2 tRNA genes and 3 rRNA genes are annotated in these 5,695 nt (G+C 48.5%); all 5 read left to right on the forward strand.

Features of this window, described 5'->3' with window-relative positions:
- Positions 1–168: 168 nt before the first annotated feature.
- The 5 genes from HYG93_RS18850 (at position 169) to rrf (ending at position 5,648) form a co-directional block, all read left to right on the forward strand.
- Positions 169–1,706: ribosomal RNA gene (locus tag HYG93_RS18850) — 16S ribosomal RNA — on the forward strand.
- A 61-nt stretch (positions 1,707–1,767) separates the two neighbouring features.
- Positions 1,768–1,844: transfer RNA gene (locus HYG93_RS18855), tRNA-Ile, on the forward strand.
- Positions 1,845–1,919: 75 nt separating this feature from the next.
- Positions 1,920–1,995 (forward strand) — tRNA-Ala (locus tag HYG93_RS18860).
- Positions 1,996–2,444: 449 nt separating this feature from the next.
- Positions 2,445–5,337 (forward strand): 23S ribosomal RNA (locus HYG93_RS18865).
- A gap of 196 nt (positions 5,338–5,533) precedes the next feature.
- Positions 5,534–5,648, forward strand: a 5S ribosomal RNA gene (gene rrf, locus HYG93_RS18870).
- The 16S, 23S and 5S rRNA genes sit together here with 2 tRNA genes alongside, the layout of an rRNA operon.
- Positions 5,649–5,695 lie beyond the last annotated feature (47 nt).

The following is a 5,695-nucleotide window of genomic DNA, read 5'->3' on the forward strand; positions in this document are numbered from 1 at the left end:
AGATCATTAAGAGATTATGAAGAACAACTTGTGTGGATTTTTACTGGTTGATCAATCGAATATATTTTCATTGATAATTGGTAGAAATTTCTCGAAGTTTATTTGAGTAAATATTTGTCAGTAATTGATGAGCCAAGATTGGTACCCTTTAAAGGTACTATTGATTTTAAACTGAAGAGTTTGATCATGGCTCAGATTGAACGCTGGCGGCAGGCTTAACACATGCAAGTCGAGCGGGAATAGGTAGCTTGCTACCGATTTCTAGCGGCGGACGGGTGAGTAATGCTTAGGAATCTGCCTATTAGTGGGGGACAACATTTCGAAAGGGATGCTAATACCGCATACGCCCTACGGGGGAAAGCAGGGGATCTTCGGACCTTGCGCTAATAGATGAGCCTAAGTCAGATTAGCTAGTTGGTGGGGTAAAGGCCTACCAAGGCGACGATCTGTAGCGGGTCTGAGAGGATGATCCGCCACACTGGGACTGAGACACGGCCCAGACTCCTACGGGAGGCAGCAGTGGGGAATATTGGACAATGGGGGGAACCCTGATCCAGCCATGCCGCGTGTGTGAAGAAGGCCTTTTGGTTGTAAAGCACTTTAAGCGAGGAGGAGGCTACTCTAGTTAATACCTAGGGATAGTGGACGTTACTCGCAGAATAAGCACCGGCTAACTCTGTGCCAGCAGCCGCGGTAATACAGAGGGTGCGAGCGTTAATCGGATTTACTGGGCGTAAAGCGTACGTAGGCGGCTTTTTAAGTCGGATGTGAAATCCCTGAGCTTAACTTAGGAATTGCATTCGATACTGGGAAGCTAGAGTATGGGAGAGGATGGTAGAATTCCAGGTGTAGCGGTGAAATGCGTAGAGATCTGGAGGAATACCGATGGCGAAGGCAGCCATCTGGCCTAATACTGACGCTGAGGTACGAAAGCATGGGGAGCAAACAGGATTAGATACCCTGGTAGTCCATGCCGTAAACGATGTCTACTAGCCGTTGGGGCCTTTGAGGCTTTAGTGGCGCAGCTAACGCGATAAGTAGACCGCCTGGGGAGTACGGTCGCAAGACTAAAACTCAAATGAATTGACGGGGGCCCGCACAAGCGGTGGAGCATGTGGTTTAATTCGATGCAACGCGAAGAACCTTACCTGGTCTTGACATAGTAAGAACTTTCCAGAGATGGATTGGTGCCTTCGGGAACTTACATACAGGTGCTGCATGGCTGTCGTCAGCTCGTGTCGTGAGATGTTGGGTTAAGTCCCGCAACGAGCGCAACCCTTTTCCTTATTTGCCAGCGGTTCGGCCGGGAACTTTAAGGATACTGCCAGTGACAAACTGGAGGAAGGCGGGGACGACGTCAAGTCATCATGGCCCTTACGACCAGGGCTACACACGTGCTACAATGGTCGGTACAAAGGGTTGCTACCTCGCGAGAGGATGCTAATCTCAAAAAGCCGATCGTAGTCCGGATTGGAGTCTGCAACTCGACTCCATGAAGTCGGAATCGCTAGTAATCGCGGATCAGAATGCCGCGGTGAATACGTTCCCGGGCCTTGTACACACCGCCCGTCACACCATGGGAGTTTGTTGCACCAGAAGTAGGTAGTCTAACCGTAAGGAGGACGCTTACCACGGTGTGGCCGACGACTGGGGTGAAGTCGTAACAAGGTAGCCGTAGGGGAACCTGCGGCTGGATCACCTCCTTAACGAAAGATTGGCGACTGGTAAGAATCCACAACAAGTTGTTCTTCATGACGATGTATCTGAGGGTCTGTAGCTCAGTTGGTTAGAGCACACGCTTGATAAGCGTGGGGTCACAAGTTCAAGTCTTGTCAGACCCACCAAATCTGACTAACGAAATATTTGAATAAAATATGAGAGCAAACAGAAAACAGAGACATTGACTTAATTGATAAGCTGGGGACTTAGCTTAGTTGGTAGAGCGCCTGCTTTGCACGCAGGAGGTCAGGAGTTCGACTCTCCTAGTCTCCACCATACATCGCAAAGCGATGTATAAAAGACAAGTTAATAAATGAACAGTCAGCTGACTGTTAGTTTAGTCTTTAAGCGATCAAGTGCTTAGGTTATAGAGCTTAGCAACAAACTAGCGTAGAATGCGCTTCATTGTTATTAAGCTCTGTGATTTATCACAGCAACATGACCTGACGAAGGCATGTTAAATCATTAACAGAATATATTTGAGTTGAAATAATTTGTTCATACTCATAACTGACATTAACACTAACAGTGATTTATTACTGTGATGTGAAGATAGAAGCTATGAGTTACTAGCGAAATTAACTGAATCAAGCGTTTTGGTATATGAATCTAATTGAAGCTGTACAGTGCTTAAATGCACAAGACGCCAACTGTATGAGTAAGTCGTAAGACAAACTCTGTTGCTTATCCTACTTGTAAGGATAAACGACTGTTTGGGGTTGTATAGTCAAGTAATTAAGTGCATGTGGTGGATGCCTTGGCAGTCAGAGGCGATGAAAGACGTAATAGCCTGCGATAAGCTTCGGGGAGGCGGCAAATATCCTATGATCCGGAGATTTCTGAATGGGGAAACCCACCTATCGTAAGGTAGGTATCGCAACATGAATACATAGTGTTGCGAGGCAAACGAGGGGAAGTGAAACATCTCAGTACCCTTAGGAAAAGAAATCAATTGAGATTCCCTCAGTAGCGGCGAGCGAACGGGGAACAGCCCATTAAGTCATATAAGTTCTAGTGGAATGCTCTGGGAAGTGCAACCATAGTGGGTGATAGTCCTGTACACGAAAGGGCTTATATGATGATGTCGAGTAGGGCGAGGCACGTGAAACCTTGTCTGAATATGGGGGGACCATCCTCCAAGGCTAAATACTCCTGACTGACCGATAGTGAACCAGTACCGTGAGGGAAAGGCGAAAAGAACCCCTGTGAGGGGAGTGAAATAGATCCTGAAACCGCATGCATACAAGCAGTGGGAGCCGACTTGTTCGGTGACTGCGTACCTTTTGTATAATGGGTCAGCGACTTACATTCAGTAGCAAGGTTAACCGTATAGGGGAGCCGTAGGGAAACCGAGTCTTAATAGGGCGTTTAGTTGCTGGGTGTAGACCCGAAACCAGGTGATCTATCCATGAGCAGGTTGAAGGTTGGGTAACACTAACTGGAGGACCGAACCCACTGTCGTTGAAAAGCCAGGGGATGACTTGTGGATAGGGGTGAAAGGCTAATCAAACTTGGTGATAGCTGGTTCTCCCCGAAAGCTATTTAGGTAGCGCCTCGGACGAATACCATTGGGGGTAGAGCACTGTTTCGGCTAGGGGGTCATCCCGACTTACCAAACCGATGCAAACTCCGAATACCAATGAGTACTATCCGGGAGACAGACTGCGGGTGCTAACGTCCGTAGTCAAGAGGAAAACAATCCAGACCGCCAGCTAAGGCCCCTAAATTATAGTTAAGTGGGAAACGATGTGGGAAGGCATAGACAGCTAGGAGGTTGGCTTAGAAGCAGCCACCCTTTAAAGAAAGCGTAATAGCTCACTAGTCGAGTCGGCCTGCGCGGAAGATGTAACGGGGCTAAAACTATATGCCGAAGCTGCGGATTTGCAATTTATTGCAAGTGGTAGGGGAGCGTTCTGTAAGCCGATGAAGGTGGATTGAGAAGTCTGCTGGAGGTATCAGAAGTGCGAATGCTGACGTGAGTAACGACAAAACGGGTGAAAAACCCGTTCGCTGAAAGACCAAGGGTTCCAGTCCAACGTTAATCGGGGCTGGGTGAGTCGACCCCTAAGGCGAGGCCGAGAGGCGTAGTCGATGGGAAATTGGTTAATATTCCAATACTTCTGTGTAATGCGATGAGAGGACGGAGTAAGTTAAGTCAGCCTGGCGTTGGTTGTCCAGGTGAAAGGATGTAGGCATGTATCTTAGGCAAATCCGGGGTACTCTATGCTGAGATCTGATAGCAAGCTGTACTTGTACAGTGAAGTGGCTGATACTATGCTTCCAGGAAAAGTCTCTAAGCTTCAGTTACACAGGAATCGTACCCGAAACCGACACAGGTGGTCAGGTCGAGTAGACCAAAGCGCTTGAGAGAACTCTGCTGAAGGAACTAGGCAAAATGGTACCGTAACTTCGGGAGAAGGTACGCTGCTGACGGTGATGGAACTTGCTTCCTGAGCTATCGGCAGCCACAGAAACCAGGCCCCTGCAACTGTTTATTAAAAACATAGCACTCTGCAAACACGAAAGTGGACGTATAGGGTGTGATGCCTGCCCGGTGCTGGAAGGTTAATTGATGGGGTTAGCGTAAGCGAAGCTCTTGATCGAAGCCCCAGTAAACGGCGGCCGTAACTATAACGGTCCTAAGGTAGCGAAATTCCTTGTCGGGTAAGTTCCGACCTGCACGAATGGCATAATGATGGGGGCGCTGTCTCCAGCAGAGGCTCAGTGAAATCGAAATCGCCGTGAAGATGCGGTGTACCCGCGGCTAGACGGAAAGACCCCGTGAACCTTTACTGCAGCTTGACATTGAACTTTGATCTTACTTGTGTAGGATAGGTGGGAGGCTTTGAAGCAGCGACGCTAGTTGCTGTGGAGCCAATCTTGAAATACCACCCTGGTAATATTGAGGTTCTAACTCTGCTCCATTATCTGGAGCGAGGACCATGTCTGGTGGGTAGTTTGACTGGGGCGGTCTCCTCCTAAAGAGTAACGGAGGAGTACGAAGGTGCGCTCAGCGTGGTCGGAAATCACGCGTAGAGTATAAAGGCAAAAGCGCGCTTAACTGCGAGACCCACAAGTCGAGCAGGTACGAAAGTAGGTCTTAGTGATCCGGTGGTTCTGTATGGAAGGGCCATCGCTCAACGGATAAAAGGTACTCTGGGGATAACAGGCTGATACCGCCCAAGAGTTCATATCGACGGCGGTGTTTGGCACCTCGATGTCGGCTCATCTCATCCTGGGGCTGAAGCAGGTCCCAAGGGTATGGCTGTTCGCCATTTAAAGAGGTACGCGAGCTGGGTTTAGAACGTCGTGAGACAGTTCGGTCCCTATCTACCGTGGGCGCTGGAAATTTGAGAGGATCTGCTCCTAGTACGAGAGGACCAGAGTGGACGAACCTCTGGTGTACCGGTTGTGACGCCAGTCGCATCGCCGGGTAGCTATGTTCGGAAGGGATAACCGCTGAAAGCATCTAAGCGGGAAGCCTACCTCAAGATAAGATTTCCCTAGGAATTTATTCCTCTAAAGAGCCGTTGAAGACTACGACGTTGATAGGTTGGATGTGGAAGTGCGGTGACGCATGAAGCTGACCAATACTAATTGCTCGTGAGGCTTGACTATACAACACCCAAACAGTTGTTGTACGAACTGCGCAAGCAGTGAGCAGAGATTGATTCATTAAAGACCAAACGGTCTTGAAATACTTGATTCAGCTAACGCTAGAACATACAATTCGACTCAGATATGATCTGTTAATAACTCATTTGACGAAAGTTCGGCATCCAAGTAAGACCAAACGAGTAAGCATCCAAGTTGTGCTGGCGACAATAGCAAGAGTGAACCACCTGATCCCTTCCCGAACTCAGAAGTGAAACCTCTTAGCGCTGATGGTAGTGTGGGGTTACCCATGTGAGAGTAAGTCATCGCCAGCTCATTATTCGAAACACCCCCTGACTAGTGCAGGGGGTGTTTTTTTATG

This window comes from Acinetobacter sp. SwsAc6 (assembly GCF_013391565.1).
GTDB lineage: Bacteria > Pseudomonadota > Gammaproteobacteria > Pseudomonadales > Moraxellaceae > Acinetobacter > Acinetobacter cumulans.